19 protein-coding genes are annotated in these 24,125 nt (G+C 56.1%); 14 read left to right on the top strand and 5 right to left on the bottom strand.

Features of this window, described 5'->3' with window-relative positions; all coding sequences use genetic code 11:
* Positions 1-75: 75 nt before the first annotated feature.
* Entirely contained in the window at positions 76-384 is a 309-nt protein-coding gene (locus QP109_RS04675) for a DNA-binding protein (RefSeq protein WP_285023653.1), read from the top strand.
* Positions 381-1,085: a DUF3159 domain-containing protein gene (locus tag QP109_RS04680; protein ID WP_285023614.1), complete on the top strand. Its 705-nt coding sequence runs from the start codon at positions 381-383 to the stop codon at positions 1,083-1,085. Before QP109_RS04675 ends, QP109_RS04680 begins: the two co-directional genes overlap by 4 nt.
* Positions 1,086-1,115: 30 nt before the next feature.
* Here QP109_RS04680 and QP109_RS04685 read toward each other — a convergent pair whose 3' ends face one another.
* Both QP109_RS04685 and QP109_RS04690 read right to left on the bottom strand, forming a co-directional pair.
* Positions 1,116-1,820, bottom strand: a complete 705-nt coding sequence (locus tag QP109_RS04685) for a potassium channel family protein (protein ID WP_285023616.1) — start codon at positions 1,818-1,820, stop codon at positions 1,116-1,118.
* Positions 1,821-1,825: 5 nt separating this feature from the next.
* Positions 1,826-2,476 carry a potassium channel family protein gene (locus tag QP109_RS04690; protein ID WP_101627219.1) on the bottom strand — a complete coding sequence of 217 codons (651 nt, stop codon included), beginning with the start codon at positions 2,474-2,476 and terminating at the stop codon, positions 1,826-1,828.
* A gap of 199 nt (positions 2,477-2,675) precedes the next feature.
* On the opposite strand from QP109_RS04690, the gene QP109_RS04695 reads away from it, so the two are divergent.
* From QP109_RS04695 to acnA, 4 genes are all read left to right on the top strand, one after another.
* Positions 2,676-4,676, top strand: coding sequence for an APC family permease (locus QP109_RS04695; RefSeq protein WP_438271480.1), 2,001 nt, complete (start codon positions 2,676-2,678; stop codon positions 4,674-4,676).
* 67 nt (positions 4,677-4,743) lie between these two features.
* Positions 4,744-6,054 (top strand): class I SAM-dependent RNA methyltransferase, encoded by a 1,311-nt coding sequence (locus QP109_RS04700; protein ID WP_285023618.1) that lies wholly within the window; start codon positions 4,744-4,746, stop codon positions 6,052-6,054.
* 330 nt (positions 6,055-6,384) lie between these two features.
* A complete protein-coding gene (locus QP109_RS04705; RefSeq protein ID WP_285023620.1) occupies positions 6,385-7,611 on the top strand; it encodes an MFS transporter in 1,227 nt (408 codons plus the stop codon).
* A gap of 390 nt (positions 7,612-8,001) precedes the next feature.
* Complete coding sequence (gene acnA, locus QP109_RS04710) at positions 8,002-10,692, top strand: aconitate hydratase AcnA (protein WP_285023622.1); 2,691 nt, start codon at positions 8,002-8,004, stop codon at positions 10,690-10,692.
* A 281-nt stretch (positions 10,693-10,973) separates the two neighbouring features.
* On the opposite strand, the gene ppgK is transcribed toward acnA, so the two are convergent.
* Both ppgK and map read right to left on the bottom strand, forming a co-directional pair.
* Entirely contained in the window at positions 10,974-11,729 is a 756-nt protein-coding gene (ppgK, locus tag QP109_RS04715; RefSeq protein WP_285023624.1) for a polyphosphate--glucose phosphotransferase, read from the bottom strand.
* A 134-nt stretch (positions 11,730-11,863) separates the two neighbouring features.
* On the bottom strand, positions 11,864-12,751 hold the full coding sequence (gene map / locus QP109_RS04720; RefSeq protein ID WP_101627211.1) for a type I methionyl aminopeptidase: 888 nt from the start codon (positions 12,749-12,751) through the stop codon (positions 11,864-11,866).
* A 205-nt stretch (positions 12,752-12,956) separates the two neighbouring features.
* Here map and pheS point away from each other — a divergent pair, with 205 nt between their 5' ends.
* From pheS to tyrS, 8 genes are all read left to right on the top strand, one after another.
* Entirely contained in the window at positions 12,957-14,042 is a 1,086-nt protein-coding gene (gene pheS, locus QP109_RS04725) for a phenylalanine--tRNA ligase subunit alpha (protein ID WP_285023625.1), read from the top strand.
* 1 nt (position 14,043) lies between these two features.
* Positions 14,044-16,692 carry a phenylalanine--tRNA ligase subunit beta gene (gene pheT / locus QP109_RS04730; protein ID WP_285023627.1) on the top strand — a complete coding sequence of 883 codons (2,649 nt, stop codon included), beginning with the start codon at positions 14,044-14,046 and terminating at the stop codon, positions 16,690-16,692.
* A gap of 128 nt (positions 16,693-16,820) precedes the next feature.
* Positions 16,821-17,312 carry a flavodoxin domain-containing protein gene (locus QP109_RS04735; RefSeq protein ID WP_285023629.1) on the top strand — a complete coding sequence of 164 codons (492 nt, stop codon included), beginning with the start codon at positions 16,821-16,823 and terminating at the stop codon, positions 17,310-17,312.
* Positions 17,313-17,361: 49 nt separating this feature from the next.
* A complete protein-coding gene (locus QP109_RS04740; RefSeq protein ID WP_285023630.1) occupies positions 17,362-17,874 on the top strand; it encodes an arginine repressor in 513 nt (170 codons plus the stop codon).
* Positions 17,875-17,931: 57 nt separating this feature from the next.
* Positions 17,932-19,155: an argininosuccinate synthase gene (locus tag QP109_RS04745; protein ID WP_285023631.1), complete on the top strand. Its 1,224-nt coding sequence runs from the start codon at positions 17,932-17,934 to the stop codon at positions 19,153-19,155.
* A gap of 139 nt (positions 19,156-19,294) precedes the next feature.
* The gene (locus QP109_RS04750; RefSeq protein ID WP_285023633.1) at positions 19,295-20,680 is read left to right on the top strand and encodes an O-antigen ligase family protein; all 1,386 of its coding nucleotides are present in this window, start codon (positions 19,295-19,297) and stop codon (positions 20,678-20,680) included.
* Entirely contained in the window at positions 20,677-22,110 is a 1,434-nt protein-coding gene (gene argH / locus QP109_RS04755) for an argininosuccinate lyase (protein WP_285023635.1), read from the top strand. Before QP109_RS04750 ends, argH begins: the two co-directional genes overlap by 4 nt.
* A 42-nt stretch (positions 22,111-22,152) precedes the next feature.
* Complete coding sequence (gene tyrS / locus QP109_RS04760) at positions 22,153-23,418, top strand: tyrosine--tRNA ligase (RefSeq protein WP_285023637.1); 1,266 nt, start codon at positions 22,153-22,155, stop codon at positions 23,416-23,418.
* 381 nt (positions 23,419-23,799) lie between these two features.
* Here tyrS and QP109_RS04765 read toward each other — a convergent pair.
* On the bottom strand, positions 23,800-24,125 hold a 326-nt coding region (locus tag QP109_RS04765), incomplete at its 5' end, for a hypothetical protein (RefSeq protein ID WP_285023639.1).

The raw sequence follows: 24,125 nt of genomic DNA on the forward strand, positions 1-24,125 counted from the left end.
AGTTCGCGTGCGTCAGGCTTCTGGAGCGCACTCGCACAACATTTCTCGACGGACAGTCGTCAAAAAGACGAGGCTCTGGATGAGGAACGAACGCGGGCGCGCCGTGGAACCACTCCAATTCGTGACGTTCACAATCGTCAACACGTCACGCTTTTTGGCACGCTCATGTCAATGACCTACCCGCCTGAAGGATCACATTTCATGCTGGTTGGAACCCTGTATGACGGGACGGCCTCCATTGAACTGAGATGGCCGGGACGCATGTCAATTCCGGGGCTGAAAGTCGGCGAACACATTGAGGTTGAAGGCACAGCAGGAATGCAAGGAGACGTGCTGACAATCATCAATCCGCTTTACCGCATCATCGCTTCGGAGAGCATGTGAGCGCCTTAGTCGAACACGAAGAATCTGCTGGCGTGACCGAGTCTGGTCCGACCTGGGCGCGTCAACTCAACGAAGAATCGTTTTCTTTCACCCAGGCGGTCGGAGGCTGGCGCGGACTCACTGAATCCGTATTGCCAGCCCTTCTCTTCGTTGTCGTTTTCATCATTTTCCACTCGGTCGTCGGCGCATCGGTCGTCGCGGGTGTCGTTGCACTACTCGCCGTTGGCATCCGTTGTGTTCAGCGTCAGCCACTGACACAATCGCTTTCAGGCGTTATCGGTGTAGGAATCGGCGTGGTTTGGGCTCTTGCATCGGGCAGGGGAGAGAACTTCTACACGTGGGGTCTGATTACCTCGGCAGCTTTCCTTGTTGGCTTCCTTGCATCGATCGTCGTAAGAAAGCCACTTATCTCCCGGGGCGCTGGGATGTTCTGGGAACTGGAAGCTGGCTGGTATCGCAAAGAAGAGTGGGCCGGCCTTAACCGCCGAGGTCTTCTTCTTACTTGGCTTTGGACAGGGCTCTTCGCACTACGTCTTGGCATTGAGCTTCCCCTGTGGCTTGCTCACATGGTTGGCCCATTAGGTATCGCGAAGCTTGTCCTAGGGCTGCCACTGTTTGCCCTCGTCACATGGCTCACCTGGATGGGCTTAAAACCGTTCTCCCCAACAAAGGCGGATGAGCACCCAGCCCAGGCCTCGTAACGACGAATCGCGAATCGGGTGAAGGCGGAATTATTCTTCCGACTCGGCTTCCTCTTCGTCGGCCGCTGGCGGAACTTCCACCAACGCGTGGAGAGTCGACAGAGCATTCTTCTCCGTATCGGAAATCAACAGCAACAACTCGTCACCGGACTCAAAAAGATCATCATTCGATGGTGTGAGCGGGCGACCATCACGGAGCAACGACGTCAATACGGTGCGCGGAGGCAGATCCGTGTCAGAAATGCGCTTGCCAACGATCGGGGAGCCCTGGGGCACAACGATCGCGTACATCGATACCTCAGCAGAGTTGAACGAGAACAAACGAACCGGAATACCCTCGGACACGGCTTCTTCCACGAGAGCCGTCATAATGCGCGGGGTCGAGACCGAAACATCAACACCCCACGAGCCATTGAACAGCCACTCATTGTGAGGATTGTTCAGACGAGCAACCACTCGCGACACCGCGAACTCGGTCTTCGCCAGCAAAGAAATAACCAGATTAGCCTTGTCATCGCCCGTCGCGGCGACCATTACGTCAGCTTCTGCAAGACCTGCTTCACGCAAAGCGTCGGGAGAACAGGCGTCAGCGAGAACCCAGTCCGCGTCAGCAACCGATGCAACGCGTAACTTATCGGGCTGGTTATCGATCAGAGTGCACTCGTGACCGTGTTCGAGAAGTTCAAGGGCGACGGAGCGGCCAACCGAGCCTGCACCTGCGATAACGATCTTCATGCGTATCAGTCCTCAAAGTTCGGGGCGGCCGTCAGAATAGAACGCAAGCGCGTCGACTCTGCTCCACCGATCGCAAAGTACAGCTGGTCGTGTTCTTGCACCACGAAGTCTTGGCGCGCTGGCACGACAGTCCCCAAACGGGATACGAAGGCAATACGCTCGCCGGTGAGTTCTTCAACTGTCGGGAAAGAAACGCCGTACCACGATGTCTCGGGCGTCGCCGTAACCAAGGAAACCTCGCCCGTGGGGTGCGTCCATGTGACCGCCGCATCCGGGGGAAGCATACGGCGCAGAACTGATTCTGCCGTGCGCTTCACGGTCGCAACCGTTGGGATGCCGAGACGCTCGTACACGTAGGCGCGTTCAGGATCATAAATTCGTGCGACAACGTGTGGCACGTGGAAGGTCTCTTGGGCGATACGCGTCGAAATGATGTTCGAGTTATCACCACTGGAGACAGCTGCGAAAGCATAGGCGTCTTTAATGTCAGCTTTCTTCAGGGCTTCGCGATCCATACCCACGCCGGTGACGCGCTTGCCGGAAAAATCTGACGGCAGACGCGAGAAAGCTTTCGGATCAACGTCGATGACTGCAACTGAATGCCCATCAGCATCCAAAGCGGTGGCGAGGAAAGAACCAACGCGACCGCATCCCATAATGACGAAATGCACGCTCCTAAAATACCCGCATCAGCGTGCTTTCGTCACGTCTGAAGAGGTGGCCTAGAGCGTATGTTCTCGATATCACCTGAAGATTTGCCCCAAGGAGTGCTGTTTTGACGCTAATAGGGCTACGCTTTAGCCCGTGCTGTATAACGTTTTCGCCAGAGCAAAACGTGTTTTGATCGGTCGTCCGATGCGTTCGGACGCGATGGGACACCAGCTTCTGCCTAAGCGCATTGCGCTACCGATCTTCGCCTCAGACGCGCTGTCATCGGTCGCCTATGCCCCCGATGAAATCCTGCTGACCTTAGCGTTGGCGGGCGGTTTGGCTGCCATGCAGTCGATTTGGGTTGGTGTCGTCGTCGCTGCGGTTCTTGCAGTTGTTGTGTTGTCATACCGCCAGACCGTGCATGCTTACCCGTCGGGTGGCGGTGACTACGAGGTTGTCACAACGAACCTTGGTCGCACGTGGGGTCTGGTTGTCGCATCAGCTCTGCTGGTCGACTACATCCTGACGGTCGCCGTATCGATTTCGTCGGGTGCTGCCTACATCACGACTGCTCTGCCGTCGCTTGCGGGGCACGAGGTTCTGATCGCAGTTTCGCTTGTCATCATCTTGTCCCTGTTGAACCTGCGTGGTACGAAAGAAGCAGGTGGGGCATTTGCGATCCCGACATACATTTACATGGGTGCGATCGCGCTGATGGTGATCGTCGGCTTCGTGCAGATGGCGACAGGACACCTGGGGAACGCGCCGACAGCGCAATACGAACTGGTTGCTTCCGATCAATTCTCCTCTGGTCTGGCGAGCCTCGCGGGAGCGTTCCTGCTGATGCGCGCGTTCTCTTCCGGCTGCGCTGCGTTGACAGGCGTTGAAGCAATCTCGAACGGCGTGCCCATGTTTAAGCGTCCCAAGTCAAAGAATGCTGCTTCGACGCTTGCACTGCTCGGCTCGATTGCCGCAACAATGATGCTGTCGATCCTGATCTTGGCGCGTGCAACCGGTGTGAAGATTGTCGATGACGCCGTCGAACAGCTGACACTTAACGGCCAGCCCGTGGGTGAAGAGACGGTTGTGTCTCCCGCAATTGGTCAGATTGCTTCGGCTGTTTTCGGCCAGGGATCAATCCTGTTCCTCTTGGTGACGACCGTGACCGGTTTGATTCTGGTTTTGGCAGCAAACACTGCGTTTAACGGTTTCCCGACTCTTGCGTCGGTTCTCTCCCGTGATTCCTTCCTTCCGCGACAGCTCTACAAGCGTGGCGATCGCCTTTCATACTCGAACGGCATCGTTGTTCTGGCTCTTGCAGCGATCATCTTGATCGTTGGATTCGAAGCCCAGACGACGCGCCTGATCCAGCTGTACGTGGTCGGTGTGTTTATCTCCTTCACTCTTTCGCAGCTGGGCATGATTCGTCACTGGAACCGTGCTCTGCGTATGCGCCAGACCGGCTCAGAACGAGGCGCCGTGTTGCGCTCGCGTGCGGTGAACATCATCGGCTTTATGATGACCGGCTTGGTTCTGCTGATCGTCTTGGCCACGAAGTTCACGCACGGTGCGTGGATTACGCTGATCATGATTGCGGTCGTCTTCTGCGTCCAGCTCGGCATTCAGCATCACTACACGCAGATTCGTTCTCAGTTGCGCGTCGACGATTGGTCGGCGAAGCGTGCGCTTCCGACCCGCGTTCGTGCCCTGGTACTGGTCTCTAACCTTTCTCGCCCGTCTATGCGAGCTATTGCTGCGGCCCGCGCCTCGCAACCCTCCGCTCTGGAACTGGTGAGCGTCGTTGCCGACGATGACGAGGAAGCCCACATCCGCAAGGAATGGGAAGAATCTGGTCTACCGATCCCGTTGACCCTGCTGTCGAGTCCGTACCGCGACCTCAACCAGGTTGTGTTGCAGTACGTGCGCGGGCGTCGCCGTCGCACTCCGGGCGAAATGCTGGTTGTGTATATGCCCCAGTTCCTTGTCCGTCATTGGTGGGAAAATGCAATGCACAATCAGACTGCGGTGCGTCTTCGTCGTGCCCTCCTGTCTGTCCCCGGCGTAGTGATTACGACCGTGCCCTGGAAGCTAGGCGAAGATGACGAAGTGGAAGGTCGTCAGTTGATTAACGACCCCTTCAAGTCCGATGAGCACTATTCGAGTGCCCACGAAAACAGGCGACCGCCTTCGTTGGCGACGAAATAGAATCGTTTCTTCACATCCAACTCTCCTGTGAGGCTTTGCTGCCATCGGGGATTAGAAAAGGCTTCATATGAACAAGCGCCGTTATCATCACCGCACTGCCACTCCACGCAACGAAGAGATTATTGAGTTGCGTGTTGGCGAGCCGGCTCACGGTGGCGCGTGTGTTGCCCGCGATGCTTCCGGGCGCGTGGTCTTTGTCCGTCACACATTGCCCGGCGAAAAGGTGAAGGCACGCGTGACGTCGGTGCAGAAGAACCTTGCGTGGGCTGACGCTGTAGAGGTTCTTGAGGCATCTGCTGATCGTGTGCCGTCCGTGTGGCCACAGGCTGGCCCTGGTGCTGTTGGCGGTGGTGAGCTCGCTCATGTGGTGCCCGCGGGTCAGCGCGCGTGGAAAGAGACGGTTCTGCGTGGCCAGCTTCGTCGCGTTGGTGGCGAGGCTCTGTCGGCCCGCGTTGAGGATCTCGGCGGTGTTACAGTGCGCCCAGCTCCTGGGGACGAGGCCGACCAGACTTTATTGCACCGTCGAACGCGCATCGAGGTCGTCATTGATCGCGCTGGCTTGGCCGGTATGTACACCTATCGTGGCAAAGATGTCATTGCTCTAGATTCGATGCCATTGGCTTCAGAGTCGATTGAACGATTGGGCCTGTGGGGTGCGAACTCTGAATGGGCTCCCTTCTTTGAGCCTGCTGACCGTGTGCGCGTTGTTGCGCCTGACGGTGGCTCTCCGGTCGTCGTAACTCCTCGCGGAACATTCAACTCGTTGGGTGAAAAGTTCACGGAAACGCGATTGCCTTGGCATGTCTGGGTGAACGGTGAGCAACTGGAGTACCGCGTTCGTGTTGGGGGCTTCTGGCAGACGCATGTCATGGGCGCTGAAGTTCTTGCAAACGCAGTCATGGGTGTTGCTTGTCTGTCTGAAGGCGACCGGGTGATGGAGCTGTATTCGGGTGCTGGCCTGTTCAGTCTTCCGATGGCAAAGGCTGTTGGTGCACGCGGTCGCATTGTTACCTTGGAAGGATCCGAGGGTGCGGTCGAAGACGCAGGCGAGAACTGCGCGCCCTTTGGCTGGGTTGAACCCTATGTTGGGAATGTCGACGCTGAAGGTGTTCGTGAACTTGTAGCGGGGCTAGAAGGACGCCCGGATGTCATTGTTCTTGATCCTCCGCGCGCGGGTGCAGGTCGTGAGGTGACCGAGGCTATTGCTCAGTGTGGTGCATCGAAGATTGTCCTAGTGTCATGTGATCCTGCTGCCGGTGCCCGTGACATGCGCCTGCTCACCGAAGCGGGGTATGAATTGGCCAGTCTCAATGCGTGGGATTTATTCCCGCATACGCATCACCTAGAGACAGTTGCTTTGCTTCAACGCGTGAATTGACTCTGTCGGTTCTCTCCCCCTCAGATTGACTTTCGTTTCTTACGCGTTGGCATCGTTTCGCTGATCCTTGTCGCGGTTTGGCCTTGTCTCTTCTGGTAGCTGAATCGGCTCACTTCGCGTTTTGGCGCTACTGTAGCGGTGTGGGAATGGGGGAAATACCCGTGAAAGTGTGGAGCAGATGGAACTCATTATGAGGGCTCGTTGAATGAAGAGTTATCTTCTGCATGTCGCTGACGAACCCCAGTTTTTGAACTGCGACCAGTCACTCGTCTAGGCGTCGGAAGCATACACTAGAGCTTCACGCGCCTGTCAATCGATACATGGAGCTTCATGCAACTCTTGCTTGCCGTCGTTTACGTCGCCTTCATCAGCTTGGGTCTGCCAGACTCGCTGTTAGGTGCGGCGTGGCCGTCGATCTATCCGCAGATTGAAGTCCCTGTTTCGTACGCGGGCATCATTTCGATGCTGATTGCAGCGGGTACCATCGTTTCCTCCCTGAACTCCGATCGCCTGACCCTGCGTTTTGGCACCGGCAAGGTGACAGCAACGAGCGTCGTGATGACCGCTGTTGCCCTTCTCGGTTTCTCCTTCTCAACGTCATTCCTTGAGCTTTGTCTTTGGGCGATTCCTTACGGTTTGGGCGCGGGTAGCGTTGATGCGTCGCTGAACAACTTCGTCGCTCTTCATTACAAGTCGCGACATATGAGCTGGTTGCACTGCATGTGGGGCGTAGGCGCCAGCCTTGGCCCGTACATCATGGGGTACGCGCTTACCGGGCATGCTGGTTGGGCTGGTGGGTATCGAATCATTGGCCTGTTGCAGATCGTCTTGGCGGCGTTGCTCTTCATCAGTCTTCCCCTATGGAAGAAAACACCTGTCAATATCGGTGTGGGTGACGCCAACTCCGCGCTCACACACCAGGCGAATGCTGATGATCGTCAAGCGCGGCCTCGTACCCCTGTGACCCCGGTGCAGATTCTTCGCATCCGTGGCGCAAAAGCAGTGATGCTCGCTTTCTTCTGCTACTGCGCGATCGAAGCTACAGCTGGACTCTGGGCTGCCAGCTACCTGAACCTCCACCGCGGAGTATCGGCTGAAGACGCCGCTTCGTACGCAGCGCTGTTCTTCGTTGGTATTACGGTGGGGCGGGCGCTCAGTGGTTTCCTGACCATTCGATTTAGCGACGATCAGATGATTATTGGTGGTGAAGCCTTGATTGTCATCGGTATCGCCACCATGGTGATCCCAGGCCATAACATCATCGCGTTGATGGGGCTTGTGGTGATTGGTTTGGGGTGTGCTCCGGTGTATCCGAGCATCATCCACGCAATACCTGAGCGCTTCGGAGCGGACAAATCGCAGGCGATTATCGGCGTCCAGATGGCAACCGCCTATGTGGGCACCCTCGCCATGCCACCGTTTTTTGGGTTGATTGCGAACCGTGTTTCTGTCGCGCTATTCCCGTACTATCTCGTGCTTTTGCTGTTCTCGATGGCCGCCAGCCACTGCCTGCTATTGCGGATCAGCGCTACGAATACGGACGAGGGCACTGCCTAGCGCTGATTCCCATCTGAACGAGTCATCGATTCGTTTCCATGAGCGCATGGACTATGAGTTGGTCGGAGCCTTCCATCAATGCGGTTTCACGTTTGACCGGTGGTAGACATGGTGTGGATGGAAAAATGATTGGCTCGCATGAATTGCTGGCATCTTTTGTGCCTTTCGTTAACTGAGAACCAACATCCGCGGGTTTTCAGTACGCCGATGTTGTTGATTTCTGAGGCGAGTGTTGTGTGCGGGCCTCGTACGCCATCTGAGGGAAGCCGAGAATTCGCCGAAAAGTCTGAATTCAACGAATCTGTCCCATTTCTGCTTGCGGACACCGCGTCAGCAAGTAATCTTGATATCAAGATACTTAAGTGTGTGCGCAACAGTGGAGGAGGGGTCATGACATCCGTGAACTCATTCGGAGCACAAACCACCCTGAGCGTTGATTCTCAGGACTACACGATTTACTCGCTTGACGCGGTCGATGGCCTCGACAAGCTTCCGTACTCACTGAAGGTTCTTGCGGAAAACCTGTTGCGCACCGAAGACGGAGCAAACATCACCGCCGAGCACATCAAAGCGCTCGCATCGTGGGATCCGGACGGTGAGCCTGACACCGAAATCCAGTTCACCCCTGCGCGCGTCATCATGCAGGATTTCACCGGCGTTCCCTGCATCGTGGATCTCGCAACGATGCGTGAAGCAGTAGCTGACCTCGGTGGCGACCCGACTCTGATTAACCCACTGGCCCCCGCTGAAATGGTCATCGACCACTCCGTTCAGATTGATGTTGCCGGTACCTCGATCGCATTCGAACGCAATGTTGAACGCGAATACGAACGCAACCAGGAGCGCTACCAGTTCCTCCGCTGGGGTCAGGGCGCATTCGACAACTTCCGCGTCGTCCCGCCGTCAACCGGCATCGTTCACCAGGTCAACATCGAGCATCTCGCCCGCACGGTTTTCGTCAAAGATGAGGCCGACGGTTCGAAGATCGCCTACCCCGACACCTGCGTCGGCACTGACTCGCACACCACGATGGTCAACGGTCTCGGTGTGCTCGGCTGGGGCGTCGGTGGTATTGAAGCCGAAGCAGCCATGCTTGGCCAGCCTGTTTCGATGCTGATCCCGCGTGTTGTTGGCTTCAAGCTGAAGGGGGAAATCCCCGCTGGCGCAACCGCTACCGACGTCGTGCTCACGATTACGCAGATGCTGCGCGCACACGGAGTTGTCGGCAAGTTCGTCGAGTTCTACGGCGGCGGCGTGGGCGCAGTTCCGCTCGCTAACCGCGCAACGATTGGCAATATGTCGCCGGAGTTCGGCTCCACTGCCGCCATTTTCCCAATTGACGAGGTCACGCTTGACTATCTGCGCCTGACGGGTCGGAGCGAAGAATCGATTGCCCTAGTTGAGGCATACGCGAAGAAGCAGGGTCTCTGGCATGATCCTTCACGCGAGGTCCGCTATTCCGAATACCTTGAACTCGATCTGTCGACGGTTGTTCCTTCGATTGCAGGCCCGAAGCGCCCGCAGGACCGTATCGAGCTGTCGGACTCGAAAGATATGTTCGAGAAGACAATCGGCATCTACGCGCCGGATGGTCCGCGTGAGGATGTTGAGTTGATGCTAGCCGATGGAACGAAGACTCGCCTGAACCACGGTGATGTGGCGATCGCGTCGATCACTTCGTGCACGAATACGTCGAACCCATCGGTCATGTTGGCTGCCGGTCTGCTGGCACGTAACGCTGTGAAGCGTGGTCTGACGTCGAAGCCGTGGGTGAAGACTTCTCTGGCACCCGGTTCCAAGGTTGTCACCGACTACTATGAGAAGGCAGGCCTCTGGGACGACCTCAATGCTTTGGGCTTCAACCTGGTTGGCTATGGGTGCGCTACCTGTATCGGTAACTCTGGCCCGCTAGCTCCCGAGGTTTCTGCTGCGGTGAACGACAACGACCTCGCTGTCGTGTCGGTTCTGTCGGGCAACCGTAACTTCGAAGGTCGCATCAACCCCGACGTGAAGATGAATTACCTAGCGTCCCCGCCACTTGTCATCGCCTACGCGTTAGCTGGCACGATGGACTTCGACTTCGAGAATGATCCGCTGGGAATCGACCCCGCAGATGGTTCTGAAGTCTATCTGCGCGATATCTGGCCGGACGCCGACGAAGTACAAAAAACAATCGACGCGTCGATCGACCGCTCCATGTTCGAAAACGACTACGCGGATGTCTTCGCTGGCGATGAACGCTGGCGCTCTCTGAACACCCCCGAAGGCCATGTTTTCGCATGGAACGAAGAATCCACCTACGTGCGTAAGCCCCCGTATTTCGAGGGCATGAGCCTGGAGCCTGCTCCAGTCTCGGATATCGAAGGTGCTCGCGTTCTGCTGAAGCTCGGCGACTCGGTGACAACCGACCACATTTCGCCGGCTGGCGCTTTCAAGCCGGAAACCCCCGCGGGGCAGTACCTAATGAGCCACGGAGTCGAGCGCAAGGACTTCAACTCCTACGGTTCTCGCCGAGGCAACCATGAGGTCATGATCCGCGGTACGTTCGCAAATATCCGTATTCGTAACGAGATGCTTCCCGGTATTGAAGGCGGTTTCACGAAGAACTTTGCTCGCCCGGGTGCACCGGTTTCAACCGTGTATGACGCCAGCGTCGACTATCGCGCCATGGGCACACCCCTCGTTGTCCTCGGTGGCAAGGAATACGGTTCTGGCTCGTCGCGTGACTGGGCAGCAAAGGGAACCTCGTTGCTCGGCGTGAAGGCCGTGATCGCTGAATCCTTTGAACGTATTCACCGCTCGAACCTCATCGGCATGGGCGTCTTGCCCTTGCAGTTCCTCGAAGGGCAGACGCGTGACTCTTTGGGATTGACCGGTGATGAGGTCTTCTCAATCCACGGTGTCACCGCATTGAATCAGGGCATAACCCCGCAGGCTCTGACGGTCGAAGCCCTGCGCGAAGACGGTACCTCCGTTACCTTCGATGCGCGTCTGCGTATCGATACGCCCGGTGAGGCTGACTACTACCGACATGGTGGCATCCTGCAGTACGTTCTGCGGGGCCTCGCTCAGCGTGACTAATAAAGAACGCGCGCGGTAAGAGGGGTGGGGAGGCACAAGGAAGAATTCCATTGCACTGACGAATGAATCGTGCGTGGAGCTATGGAGCGCGTGTCCAGCCTGCTCGTGGCGAGGACGATAAGTGACGCCCCCGCTATACATTCCGCGCCGGAAGCGCTTACTCCTTCGTTTTTCTTTCAACGGCTAATACTGCGGATAAAGAATGCCTGATTGATGGCACGCCACCCTACGTTACTGTGCGCTACCGAGTAGGTAGTTGCCTTCAAGGTTGTGCGAGTGAATTATTCACGAGGCCTGGAGGCCGCATACCACGCTGCACCGACGATGCCGGCGGTATTACGAAGCTCAGCCGGGACCATCTTTGTCTTCAGATCAAGCAGCGGCATGAACTTCGCGTGGTTCTTCGACACGCCACCGCCGACCACGAACAGGTCGGGGCTGAACAGCATTTCAACGTGACTGTAGTACTTCTGAAGGCGCTTCGCCCACTTCTTCCACGACAGATCCTGAAGCGTCTTCTGACCGGACGAAGCACGGGTCTCGGCGTCGTGGCCGTCGATCTCAAGGTGGCCGAGCTCAGAGTTGGGGACGAGCTTGCCGTCCATGATCAGAGCCGAACCGATTCCTGTACCGAGCGTCGTGACAATGACCAGACCCGGGACATCCTTCGCAGCACCGTAAACGACCTCTGCCAGACCAGCAGCATCAGCGTCGTTGAGTGGAACAACCGTGCGACCAAGGTGCTTTTCCATCAGGTCAATGACATTCACACCAACCCACGAATCATCCAGATTCGCCATAAAAGGAATAACGCCGTGAATCACTGGAGCTGGGAAGGTAATTCCGACAGGAATATCGGAGGCAACCTCAAGACCTTCAAGAAGCTGACGACAAACATCAGCAACTGCATCAGGGGTTGCAGGCTTGGGCGTTTCAATGCGAATACGTTCGCCGATGAACTCACCAGTCTCCAGGTCGACCAGCGCTGCTTTCACGCCAGATCCACCAATATCGATTCCACATCCAACGGTCGTCATTGTGCGAATGATCCCTTCCGAAACATCATTGTTCGACTCAGTCGCTATCGTATCGTAGAGCCGAGCAACAAGGCCACGCGAACAGTTACGTCCGCGCGACCTCGTCGATCAGCAAAAATGTGCCAGCCTCAGACTTACGGAAGCGTCAAAATCTCCGCACCGTCTTCGGTGACAACGATGGTGTGCTCAAACTGAGCAGTACGTGAACGGTCAGCGGTCACAATGGTCCAGTCATCGTCCCACTGCTCCCAATCAATGCCACCAAGGGTCAACATCGGCTCAATCGTGAAGACCATACCGGGCTCCATCATCGTCGAATACGCGGGTGCAGCATCGTAGTGAGGAACAATCAGACCTGAGTGGAAAGCCTCGCCCACACCGTGCCCCGTGTAATCGCGGATCACGCCGTAGTCGAAACGCTTCGCATAACGTTCAATGACACGACCGATCACGTTGATTTCACGACCCGGACCAACAGCCTTAATGCCACGCATCATCGCTTCATGCGTGCGTTCAATCAGAAGGTGCGATTCCTCGTCGACCTTGCCAACCTCGAACATCGCGCAAGTATCACCGTGAACACCATCAACATAGGCGGTGATATCAACGTTCACGATGTCGCCTTCTTCCAACGGATGATCGTCGGGAATGCCGTGGCAGATGACCTCGTTGATCGACGTGCACAAAGACTTCGGGAAACCCATATAGCCCAAGCATGACGGGTAGGCATTGTTGTCAATGAGGAACTCGTGGCCAATACGGTCGAGTTCGTCGGTCGTCACGCCCGGTGCGACGCTCTTGCCCACAGCCTCCAGAGCCTGAGCAGCAATACGGCCCGCGTGACGAATACGCTCGATCGTCGACACGTCCTTAATATCCGACGCAGTCACGCGCTCCGGACCCTCGTGGAACATGTATTCAGGACGATCAATATGAGATGGGACTAAACGAACAGGGGAGATAGTTCCCGGTTTCAAGGTTCCAAGTGGCGCACGCTTGGCTAAATCAGATGCATGAGTCATACCAATAAGACTAGTCCTTTCGTTCATCTCGGGCAGATGGCCAGGCAACGAGGCTCCTATATGACGCTGACTGTGCAGACAACGAAGATATGAAGCCAGCGTGAGTGACCCCATGTGGACGACAACGCAGTATCTTGCAGGCTCGGACTATCATGGCAGGGCATATAGTGCGTTCAAAACGAGATCTAATTGGAGGAAACAGGACATGGCCCAGGAAGCCCCTGACCTCAATCCACTGGATAGCGCAGCCGTCGACGCCCTCGTCACAGCTGCACTTTCAGATATTGAAGCCGCATCTTCACTCGAAGAACTCAAGGCCACAAAGCAAGCGTTCCTTGGCGACAACGCCCCGCTGGTCGCAGCCAACCGCATCATCGGTTCCCTCGAACCCAAAGACCGTGGCAGCGCAGGTAAGAACCTCGGTGGCGCTCGTGGCCAGATTTCGAAGGCTCTCGCCGCCCGTCAAGAGGTGCTTGAAGCTGAGAACGAGGCACGTGTTCTTCGCGAAGAATCCGTCGATGTGACTGCCGGTGGACATCGCACGGTGACGGGTGCACGTCACCCGATCGAGACTCTCATTGAAGAGATCGAAGATGTGTTTACATCCATGGGTTGGGCTATCGCTGAAGGCCCCGAAGTTGAACACGAATGGTTTAACTTCGACTCCCTGAACTTCGACATCGACCACCCGGCTCGTCAGATGCAGGACACGTTCTACGTTGACGGCACTTCTGCTGGTGGTCAGAACGCTGATGATGGGCACCTCGTGATGCGTACTCACACGTCGCCGGTGCAGTCGCGTGCCATGCTTGACCGTGGTGTCCCGCTGTACGTCGCATGCCCGGGCAAAGTGTTCCGTTCTGACGCTCTCGACGCGACGCACACCCCGGTCTTCCACCAGGTCGAAGGTTTGGCCGTTGATAAGGGCCTGACCATGGCGCACCTGAAGGGCGTACTCGATCACTTTGCTCAGGCAATGTTCGGTCCCGAAGCGAAGGCGCGCCTGCGCCCGTCGTTCTTCCCCTTCACTGAGCCCAGCGCCGAACTTGATATTTGGTTCCCGCAGAAGAAGGGTGGCGCCGGCTGGATTGAAGTCGGTGGTTGTGGCATGGTGAACCCCAACGTTCTCAGGGCAAACGGAATTGATCCGGAGGTCTACACCGGTTTCGCATTCGGTATGGGTATTGAACGCACCCTCATGCTCCGCCACGGAATTGCTGACATGCACGACATCGTTGAAGGTGACGTTCGTTTCAGCCAGCAGTTCGGTTTGATTGGAAAGGGACACTGACATGCCAATGGTTCCGATTTCTTGGCTCGCCGATCACGTCGAGGTTCCCGCTGAGCTTGATGTTGCGCAGCTTGCAGCAGCGCTGGTGAAGGTTGGTCTGGAAGAAGAAGCAATCCACCCCGCAAAGGTCACCGGTCCGCTGGTTGTTGGCAAGGTTCTGACCCTGGTGAAGGAAACTGCCTCCAACGGCAAGACTGTCAATTACTGTCGCGTCGACGTTGGTCAGTACAACGACGAGCCGGGTACCGGTAAGGAACCTTCGGATCTGCCAAGCCGTGGCATCATCTGCGGTGCTCACAACTTCGTTGAGGGCGATCTCGTTGTTGTTTCCCTGCCCGGTGCAGTTCTTCCCGGCGATTTCGCGATTGCAGCGCGTAAGACCTACGGTCACATTTCCGATGGCATGATTTGCTCCGCCCGCGAACTGGGACTGGGCAACGAGCACGATGGCATCATCGTGTTGCCGAAGTACTTCCCGGACTGCGAGATTCCTGCTCCAGGTTCTGACCTGCTCGGTTTCCTCGGCTTGGGCGAAGAGACTCTTGAGATCAACGTGACCCCTGACCGCGGTTACTGCTTCTCAATGCGCGGTGTCGCACGCGAATTCGCGCACTCGACGGGTGCGAAGTTCACGGATCCTGGTCTGGTTGGAAACCTCGTCGCTTCGGTGCCCCAGGCAACCGCTGACGGATTCGAGGTGCGTATCGCAGACGACGCGCCGATCCACGGTAAGCCCGGTGCGGACCGTTTTGTCACCCGCATTGTTCGTGGCGTGAACCCCTCGGCTCCCAGCCCGCGTTGGATGATCGAGCGTCTCGAAGCAGCAGGAATGCGTAGCCTCTCCCTGGCCGTTGACATCACCAACTACGTGATGCTCGACCTTGGGCAGCCAATGCACGCCTACGACCTGAATGCTCTTGAAGCTCCGATCGTTGTCCGTCGCGCCCGCGCCGGTGAGCGTCTGACCACGCTGGATGAGGTCGATCGGCAACTGGATCCGCAGGATCTGCTGATCACGGATTCTCCGAACGGTGAAGGATCACGCATCATCGGCATGGCCGGTGTTATGGGTGGCCAGTATTCGGAGGTCGAGGATTCCACGACGGATATTCTCCTCGAAGCCGCTCACTTTGATGCGGTGTCGGTCGCCCGTACCGCACGTCGTCACCACCTGCCGTCTGAAGCGTCGAAGCGCTTCGAACGTGGCACTGATCCCCAGCTTGCTCCTGTCGCAGCTCAACGAGCTGTTGACCTGCTGGTTGAGTACGGCGGGGGAACGGCAGATGCAGCAGTGTCCGACTTCAACGAAGTCGCGCCGGCCTCGTCAATTCGTTTCCCGTACACCGATGCCGCCCGCTTGATCGGCGTCGACTACTCGAAGGAACGCGTTGAGGAGCTTCTCACTGAAATTGGTTGCACGCTCGACGAAATCGAAGATGGAATCTTCAACGTGACCGTTCCGACGTGGCGTCCCGACCTGACCGGTTCTGCCCACCTAGTCGAGGAAATTGCGCGTCTTGACGGTTTCGACACTATTCCGTCGATTCTGCCGTCGGCTCCTGCCGGTGCTGGTTTGACTGAAGCTCAGCAGGCGCGTCGTCACGTTTCTGCGTCGCTTGCAGCTTCTGGTTTGGTTGAGGTTCTCAGCTATCCGTTCGTTTCGGATTCCTTTGATCGTCAGCGCCTCGCTCAGGGCGATGACCGTCGTCAGGCTCTGAAGCTTCGTAACCCGCTTGCTGATGATGCACCTCTGTTGCGCACCTCGATCATTGACACCTTGCTTGACGTTGCCGGACGCAACGTTGCACGCGGTAGCGACCGTGTGGCGCTGTTTGAAACCGGACTTGTTGTTCGCCCTGCAGGCACAGTTCCTGCCGATCTTCTGAGTGCTGAACAGCGCCCGACTGCTGAGGAACTTGCTGGACTGCGTGCTGGCACTCCTGCTCAGCCGTGGCATGTGGGTGTTGTCCTTGCCGGTCGCGCCTCGGCTTCGCCGCTTGTCGAGCCTGCGCGCACGTTCGCATGGTCGGATGCTCTTGAAACGGTCGAGAATATTGCGTCTCTTCTGGGCGTTCGCATTGAGGTCACTCGCGCGTGGGATGCCGACTACAAGAAGGTGCCCGGTCCGCTGATGCCTGAACCTGCATCGGATCCGGCTGATGTTGCTCCGTGGCATCCGGGCCGTGTTGCTCGCGTATTCGTCCGCCGTGGTCGCGATCTGATTGATATCGCGATGGCTGGCGAACTCCACCCCGGCGTGTGCACGTCGTTTGGCTTGCCGGCCCGTTCGTGCGCCGCAGAGATTGATCTGTCTGCTCTGATTGAGGCGATGAGCGGTGAGCCGACGCAGGTGAAGCCCGTCTCGACCTACCCGATTGCGAAGGAAGACATCGCTCTTGTTGTGTCGAAGTCGATCCCTGTTGCTCGCGTCGAGCAGGTTGTTCGCCAGGGCGGGGGAGCGTTGCTTGAAGAAGTAACGCTGTTCGACATCTTCGAATCCGAGGCACTTGGCGCTGACGTTCGCTCGCTGGCGTTCGCTCTGAAGTTGCGTGCGCCGGATCGCACGCTGAGTGCCGACGAGGTTCGTGAGGTTCGCGAAAGTGTTGTCGCGAAGGCGGGCAAGGTGCTGGGAGCACAGTTGCGCTCCTAGTTAACGAGGCCTCTGACGGGCCACGATGACCGATAGAACAGCCGGGCTGGAGTCCGAGCCTTGTGTATCTTGACTCAGTACGAGATATCAGCGCGACTCCAGCCCGGCTTTCTGCCACACTTATAGCTATGCATATCCTTGTCACTGCCTCTTCAAAGCATGGTTCAACGAACGAAGTTGCCGACGCGATTGCGAGGCGACTCGAAGATGCCGGTCACACGGCTGATCGCATCGCGCCGGAGGATGTTACTTCTGTTGACGCTTATGACGCTGTGATTTGCGGTTCGGCTGTTTATATCCTGCAGTGGATGGATGAAGCGCACGATTTCATGGATCGTTTTAGTACCCAGCTTGAAAACAAGCCCGTGTGGGCATTCTCGGTTGGTATGAATGGTGTTCCGAAGCATGCCCCTCAGGATCCGACTCGTATCGGTCCGCTTCTGACTCGCGTCAGTGCTATTGATCTTCATTCTTTTGCTGGTCGCTACACCCCATCGTTGCTTTCGTTGCGTGAACGCTCGGTTGCACGTCTTGCCGGTGTTGTGGAAGGCGATTTCCGCGACTGGGATGAGATCAACGAGTGGACTGATTCGATTCTGAAGGATCTCGAACAGCGCTGATTTTGGCGCCTCGCGCCATTGTGCAATTTATACATAGTTATGTATAATCATGCATATGGGAGATCGAAGCACACAAACGCCCGCTGCGCGACGTGAAGCAATTCGTTCAATTCTTGCGAGCGGATCAATCGGTTCGCAAAAGGATCTTCGCGATCTGTTGCGTGAGCAAGGTATTGACGTTACTCAGGCAACTCTGTCGCGCGACCTTGTCGATATGCGTGCGACAAAGATTCGTGTGGCTGACGGCACTCGCATCTACTCCGTTCCCGATATTGATGGGGGAGCAACCCACGAAGGTGAAGCCGGACATGAACGCTTGCAGAAATGGTGCCAGTCGATCCTCGTTACCTCAATCCTTGTCGACCATCAGCTGGTGCTCAGGACAACGGTTGGGGCAGCTAATCTCTTGGCGTCAGCTATCGACGCTGTTCGTCTTGACGCGGTTGCGGGAACAATCGCGGGCGACGACACAATCCTTGTGATTTGTCGATCTTTAGAAGATGCGCAGCAGACGCAGTCGTACCTGATGGATCTTGCTGAACCCGGATCTTCCACTCACTGAACCCACACTTTTCTTATTCACTCCACTCTCACACTTTCATCAGAGAAGGAATACAACATGGCAGAGCATAAGGACCGCGTTGTCCTCGCATACTCGGGTGGTTTGGATACCTCCGTTGCTATTGGTTGGATCGGCGAACAGACCGGTCGCGAGGTCGTTGCGGTTGCAGTTGACGTGGGGCAAGGCGGCGAGGACCTCGAGGTCATCCGCCAGCGCGCACTCGACTGCGGTGCGGTGGAAGCCTACGTCGCAGACGCTCGCGACGAGTTCGCCAACGAATACTGCATGCCGGCACTGAAGGCGAATGCCCTCTATGAAGGTAAGTACCCGCTGGTTTCAGCTCTGTCCCGTCCCGTGATCGCCAAGCACCTGGTGAAGGCTGCGCGCGAATTTGGTGCACACACTGTTGCTCACGGTTGCACCGGCAAGGGTAACGACCAGGTGCGTTTCGAGGTTTCGATTACGTCGATGGCCCCCGACATGGACTGCATCTCGCCGGTTCGTGACCTTGCGCTGACGCGTGACGTTGCTATCGAATACGCCGAGAAGCGCCACCTGCCGATCGAAACGACGAAGCATAACCCGTTCTCGATCGACCAGAATGTGTGGGGTCGAGCAATCGAAACTGGTTTCCTTGAAGACCTGTGGAACGCGCCGACCAAGGACGTCTACGTTTACACCGATGATCCGACTTACCCGCCACTTCCGGATGAGGTTGTCATTTCCTTCGAAAAGGGCATCCCGGTAGCCATTGACGGTCGCGCAGTCACCCCGCTTGAAGCAATCCAAGAGCTGAACCGCCGTGCAGGCGCTCAAGGCATCGGTCGTATTGACATGGTCGAAGATCGTCTGGTTGGCATCAAGTCACGTGAGATTTATGAGGCCCCCGGTGCTCTCGCTTTGATCGAAGCACACCAGGCTCTGGAATCCATCACCCTCGAACGGATGCAGCGCCGCTACAAGCGTGGTCTTGAGCAGATGTGGGGTGAATTGGTCTATGAAGCCCAATGGTACTCACCGTTGAAGAAGTCCATGGATGCGTTCATTGAAGATACTCAGCAGTATGTGACCGGTGATATTCGTATGGTTCTGCACGGTGGCCGTGCAACTGTGAACGGACGGAGTTCCGAGGCCTCGCTGTATGACTTCAACCTGGCAACCTACGAGACTGGTGATAGCTTCGATCAGTCCTCGTCGCGTGGATTCATTGATATCTACGGTCTGCAGTCGAAGCTTGCGGCTGCTCGTGACGTCCGTCTGGGTAACTCGCAGGGCTACTGAGCAGACGCTCGTTTGGTCAGACAAACACTGATATGCACGTGTGCCCAAGGAAATTGACCTTGGGCACACGTGTTTTCTTTATCTAAGTGTGCCCAATGGGCACCGGGGCGTGGCACGTTCTTTCGATAGAGTGGTCACGATGAAAGAGTCGGTTGAGTTTCTACGCAGGTATCGGGCGAAGACGACGCCTGAGCGTCGAGCCTTAGATATCGTCACCATTGCAATCTTCTTTCTAGGATTCGCAGGCCAAGGCGTACGTAATATCGTTGGCTTCTACGGGTCTTCCGTTGTCATGGTGACACTATTCGTTGCTTTGGCATATCTGATGCATCTCAATCAGATTCGTTTCACACAGGCTGCGTATCCACTTGCCACACTGCTGTTCGTCATGTGGTGCGCTTTATCGGTCATATGGTCGCAATATCCGCATTATTCTGCGATGTTTGCCGTCGTGACAATCGGCGTGACTCTTACAGGTTTGGCGATTTCTGCCTGCTACACGTTTACGGAAACAGCGAATCTTCTCATCGTTTCGTTCAAGGTCATTCTGATTGTTTCCTACGCTCTTGAGCTGTTCACCGCTCTTATCTGGAAACAGCGCTTAGCTCCGATTCCAATGATCCGTGCTGAGGAATCCGTGCCCGATATGTCCTATTGGGTTTATGGAGATCTTTTTAATGGCGGCCCTATTCAAGGCTTCCCCGGCAATCGGAATCCGCTTGCGTTTATTGCGTTGCTGTTGATTCTCTGTTTGCTTGTCAAATGGATGTCAACGTATAAAAACACGACGTCAACGATTATCTGGCTGATCATTTCGATTGTGACAATCACTCTGACGCGTTCAGGAACGGTCACCGTCGCGGTCATCATCTGTATGGCGATCGCAATGTCTTTCGGTTTGGTGAAGTCGGTGACGCGTCCTCATCGTCCCGCCCTGATTTCTTTGATTACCTCGCTGACTCTGACAGGAGCGGTGATCGCACTGTTTAATCGTTTGGCGATCACTGACTTCCTTGGTCGTTCCCCGGATTTTTCAGGTCGTGGTGACATCTGGAAGGCGCTTGTTCCCATGTGGAGCCAGCATCCGATTCTCGGATGGGGCTTCACTATTGGCTATCAGGGGGATGTGCCTGTTTTTTCGAATTTCATTCGTCGCGGTGATGGAACTCCGACAACTCAGGCTCACAACTCGTTTATCGAGGCTCTTTTCCAGACGGGCATTATCGGAGTCTCAATTCTGAGCGTCGCCGTTGCGACGGTATTCTTCGGCACGTTCATTTACGCTGTGCGCCATATCGATGAATCCCGCAGGGTTGTAATGCCAGCAATGATTGCGTCGGCATTGATTATTCAGTCGACGGTTGAATCCCGCCTTTTGTTTGAAGGCAACTGGATTCTTTTTGTCATCTTGGCAGCGTGGGTGGCGAAGAAACAACCGTTTGCTTCACTGTTTGCAAAATATGGTCCGTTTAAACGTCTCGCGAATTGGAGTTTGTCGCGAGGGCAAGGAATGATGAACCCGTGACTTCACAAGAGAGAACAACACCGACCGCTTTGTGGGGTGGCCGTTTTTCCGGTGGTCCCGCGCAGGCGCTCGCAGCCCTTTCAGTTTCTACTCATTTCGATTGGCGTCTAGCGCATGTGGACATTGCTGGTTCTCATGCCCACGCTGACGCGCTGTATGAGGCTGGCCTCTTAAGCGATGATGAAATCGATGCGATGCATACAGCGTTGGCGCAATTGGATGCCGATGTCGCGTCGGGTGCGTTTGTTCCATCGCCGGACGATGAGGATGTCCATACGGCACTCGAGCGTGGTTTGCTTGAGCGTGCAGGTAGTGAGCTTGGCGGAAAGTTGCGTGCGGGGCGTTCGCGTAATGATCAGATTGCAACACTGATCCGCATGTACTTGCGTGACGAGACGCGCCATATTGCGAGCCTCGTCTTGGAGGTTGCGGACGCGATTATGTCGCAGGCTGAACGTGCTGGTGATGCTGTTATGCCGGGGCGTACTCATATGCAACACGCACAACCCGTTTTGGTGGCCCATCATCTGATGGCACACGCCTGGCCTCTGATTCGTGACGTTGAACGTTTTGCCGATTGGGATAAGCGTGCCGCGATTTCTCCCTATGGTTCGGGCGCTCTGGCAGGTAATACGCTCGGCATGGATCCGCAGGCTGTTGCTCGTCAGCTCGGCTTTGATGATTCGGTGGATAATTCGATCGATGGAACCGCGTCGCGTGACATCGTTGCGGAGTGCTCTTTTATCCTTGCGATGATCGGCGTTGATATCTCTCGGCTCAGCGAAGAAATCATCATGTGGAACACCAAGGAATTCGACTACGTGACTCTCGATGATTCTTTCTCAACAGGATCGTCGATCATGCCTCAGAAGAAGAATCCCGATGTGGCTGAACTCGCCCGCGGTAAGGCTGGTCGCCTGATCGGTGATCTGATGAGCCTATTGACGGTGCTCAAGGGCATCCCGCTGGCATACGATCGCGATCTTCAAGAAGACAAAGAACCGGTCTTCGATCAGCTGGATACGCTCGATGTTTTGCTGCCCGCTGTGTCGGGAATGATCGAAACGATGACCCTTAACTTAGAGCGCATGGCGGAGCTCGCGCCTCAGGGATTCTCGCTTGCCACGGACATCGCAGAGTGGCTTGTGCGTAGGGGAGTGCCCTTCCGTAGCGCGCACGAAATCTCTGGAGCTTGCGTCAAGATGGCAGAGCGACGTGGCATCGAGCTTGCTGATCTCAGCGATGAAGAATTGACCTCGGCCTCGTCGTATCTGACCCCGGATGTCTGCGAAGTCCTGAACGTCGCAGGATCTGTATCCGCGCGACTTGGGAAGGGCGGAACTGCTCCTGTTCGCGTTGAGGAACAACGACAAGCACTTGCTGTCCGTATTGCTGGATGCCGTGAATGGGCGTCCACCCCAACCCGTTAAGATAGCCTCGGCTACTTCGAGCCGAAATGGAAGGATTTTAAAGTGACCGACATTCTGGATGACCTCCAGTGGAGGGGTCTCATCGCCCAGCACACCGACATTGATGCTCTTCGCGAGCACCTGAACGCCGGGCCGGTCACCTTTTATTGTGGCTTCGATCCGACTGCAGCTTCTCTGCATCACGGACACCTTGTTCAAATTCTTCTGATGCGTCACCTGCAGCTGGCCGGTCATAAGCCACTTGCACTTGTTGGTGGGGCAACCGGTCAGATTGGCGATCCGCGTCAATCGGGTGAGCGTCAGCTACAGCCGACCGAGGTCGTTCGCGGTTGGGCAGACAATTTGCGCAACCAGATCTCGCGTTTCCTCGATTTTGAAGGAGCAGCCGCGGCGACGATGGTGAACAACCTCGACTGGACTGAGGAACTAAGCGCCATTGATTTGCTCCGCGGTATCGGTAAGTACTTCCGCGTTGGCACGATGCTCGGTAAGGACATCGTTGCGCGCCGTTTGGCATCGGATGAGGGCATTTCCTACACGGAGTTCTCCTATCAGATCCTGCAGGCGAACGACTTCCTTGAACTGCATCGCCGTTACGGTGCCACTCTTGAGACCGGCGGTAACGATCAGTGGGGCAACATGATCGGTGGCGTTGACTTGATTCGTAAGGTTGACGGCGATGCGTCGCACGTGCTGACGACCCCGATTATTACGAAGGCTGATGGTACGAAATTCGGTAAGTCCGAGGGCGGTGCGATTTGGCTCGACCCGACGATGATGAGCCCCTACGCCTTCTACCAGTTCTGGCTGCAGGTTGAGGACGCCGATGTTGTTCGCTTCCTGAAGATCTTCACCTTCCTTGACCGTGCTCGCATTGAAGAGCTTGAGGTTGAGGTTGCAGAGCGTCCTCATGCGCGTGCAGCCCAGAAGGCTCTGGCGGCTGAGGTGACGAAGCTTGTTCACGGCGAAGAAGAGTATGAGCGTGTTCTTACTGCAACCAACGCCCTCTGGGGTGGCGGAGATCTGCGCGCAATCGATGCGGACACCTTGGCTTCTGCTACGTCGGACCTTCCTCGCGCAACTCTGAAGCTCGGTGAGGCAACGATGGTTGACGCGTTGGTTGAAACCGGTTTGGAAAAGGGACGAGGCGCCGCACGTCGCACGATTGATTCCGGTGGTGCCTACCTGAACAACGTCAAGTTTGAGGACGTGGAAGCTGTGTTCACGGCTGACGACGTTCTAGCTGGTCATCGACTGCTGATCCGCAAGGGCCGTCGCAACCTTGCTGTCATCGAATTCGACGACTGAAGCGTCCGTATGGGAATCGCATTGATTTCCTGATTGGACTCACCTGTGGGGCGGAAACACTACGTTTCCGCCCCACAGTGCGTTTCTAACAGGTAATTGCATCTCGATAGTGGTGCTTTGCTGAGTGGTGCGAACTGTCCCAGGATTTGTTCCGTTTGAGTAGACGGGAAAAACGGATTATGCCCAGTGTTCTTTGACGTAGTGGTCGCCGTGTACGCACGCAAGCGCATGTATGTGGCTACGTGTAGGGGTATCTGTGTGGGGTGGCGTGTAGGGGTCTGTATGTGGCGACGTCTGGGCGTCGTGTGACAGTCGGCGTTTGCTACGGAGATCTGGGTCGCAATCACGGTCTAGTTTTGTGGTATGTAAAACGCTGACAGGTCACATTTCGGTGTTTTTGATGCTGGTGTTGACCTGTATTCGTTGATATTTAGGGATTTTTCGCGGTGTGGTGTTGCTCGGGTCGAAGCGATGGTTGATTTGACGGTTTGGTGTGGGGTGGGTATTGTTTTTGTTGTTGCGCCGGGTGGTTGCAGGCCTTTGAGACTGTTTGTGGTTGTGGGTTTGTGATTGTGGCGTGGTTGCTTCCTCCCCTTTTTTTGATGGTTGCGGTTTTTTGTGGCTGTTTTGGGGTGTGTGGGTGTTGTTTGTGAACTCGATAGTGTGTTTGTTTTTATGCCTGTTTTTTGTTTTTGAGTTTGTTTTTT

It is taken from the genome of Pauljensenia sp. UMB9872, from assembly GCF_030212665.1.
GTDB lineage: Bacteria > Actinomycetota > Actinomycetes > Actinomycetales > Actinomycetaceae > Pauljensenia > Pauljensenia turicensis_B.

What these genes read in the sequence shown, in the direction of transcription:
- map (WP_101627211.1), bottom strand. Translation starts at nt 12,751, where the DNA reads ATGACTCATGCATCTGATTTAGCCAAGCGTGCGCCACTTGGAACCTTG.
- QP109_RS04705 (WP_285023620.1), top strand. Translation starts at nt 6,385, where the DNA reads ATGCAACTCTTGCTTGCCGTCGTTTACGTCGCCTTCATCAGCTTGGGT.
- QP109_RS04740 (WP_285023630.1), top strand. Translation starts at nt 17,362, where the DNA reads ATGCATATGGGAGATCGAAGCACACAAACGCCCGCTGCGCGACGTGAA.
- QP109_RS04750 (WP_285023633.1), top strand. Translation starts at nt 19,295, where the DNA reads ATGAAAGAGTCGGTTGAGTTTCTACGCAGGTATCGGGCGAAGACGACG.
- QP109_RS04690 (WP_101627219.1), bottom strand. Translation starts at nt 2,476, where the DNA reads ATGGGATGCGGTCGCGTTGGTTCTTTCCTCGCCACCGCTTTGGATGCT.
- acnA (WP_285023622.1), top strand. Translation starts at nt 8,002, where the DNA reads ATGACATCCGTGAACTCATTCGGAGCACAAACCACCCTGAGCGTTGAT.
- QP109_RS04685 (WP_285023616.1), bottom strand. Translation starts at nt 1,820, where the DNA reads ATGAAGATCGTTATCGCAGGTGCAGGCTCGGTTGGCCGCTCCGTCGCC.
- ppgK (WP_285023624.1), bottom strand. Translation starts at nt 11,729, where the DNA reads ATGACGACCGTTGGATGTGGAATCGATATTGGTGGATCTGGCGTGAAA.
- QP109_RS04700 (WP_285023618.1), top strand. Translation starts at nt 4,744, where the DNA reads ATGAACAAGCGCCGTTATCATCACCGCACTGCCACTCCACGCAACGAA.
- pheS (WP_285023625.1), top strand. Translation starts at nt 12,957, where the DNA reads ATGGCCCAGGAAGCCCCTGACCTCAATCCACTGGATAGCGCAGCCGTC.
- pheT (WP_285023627.1), top strand. Translation starts at nt 14,044, where the DNA reads ATGCCAATGGTTCCGATTTCTTGGCTCGCCGATCACGTCGAGGTTCCC.
- QP109_RS04735 (WP_285023629.1), top strand. Translation starts at nt 16,821, where the DNA reads ATGCATATCCTTGTCACTGCCTCTTCAAAGCATGGTTCAACGAACGAA.
- QP109_RS04745 (WP_285023631.1), top strand. Translation starts at nt 17,932, where the DNA reads ATGGCAGAGCATAAGGACCGCGTTGTCCTCGCATACTCGGGTGGTTTG.
- QP109_RS04695 (WP_438271480.1), top strand. Translation starts at nt 2,676, where the DNA reads ATGCGTTCGGACGCGATGGGACACCAGCTTCTGCCTAAGCGCATTGCG.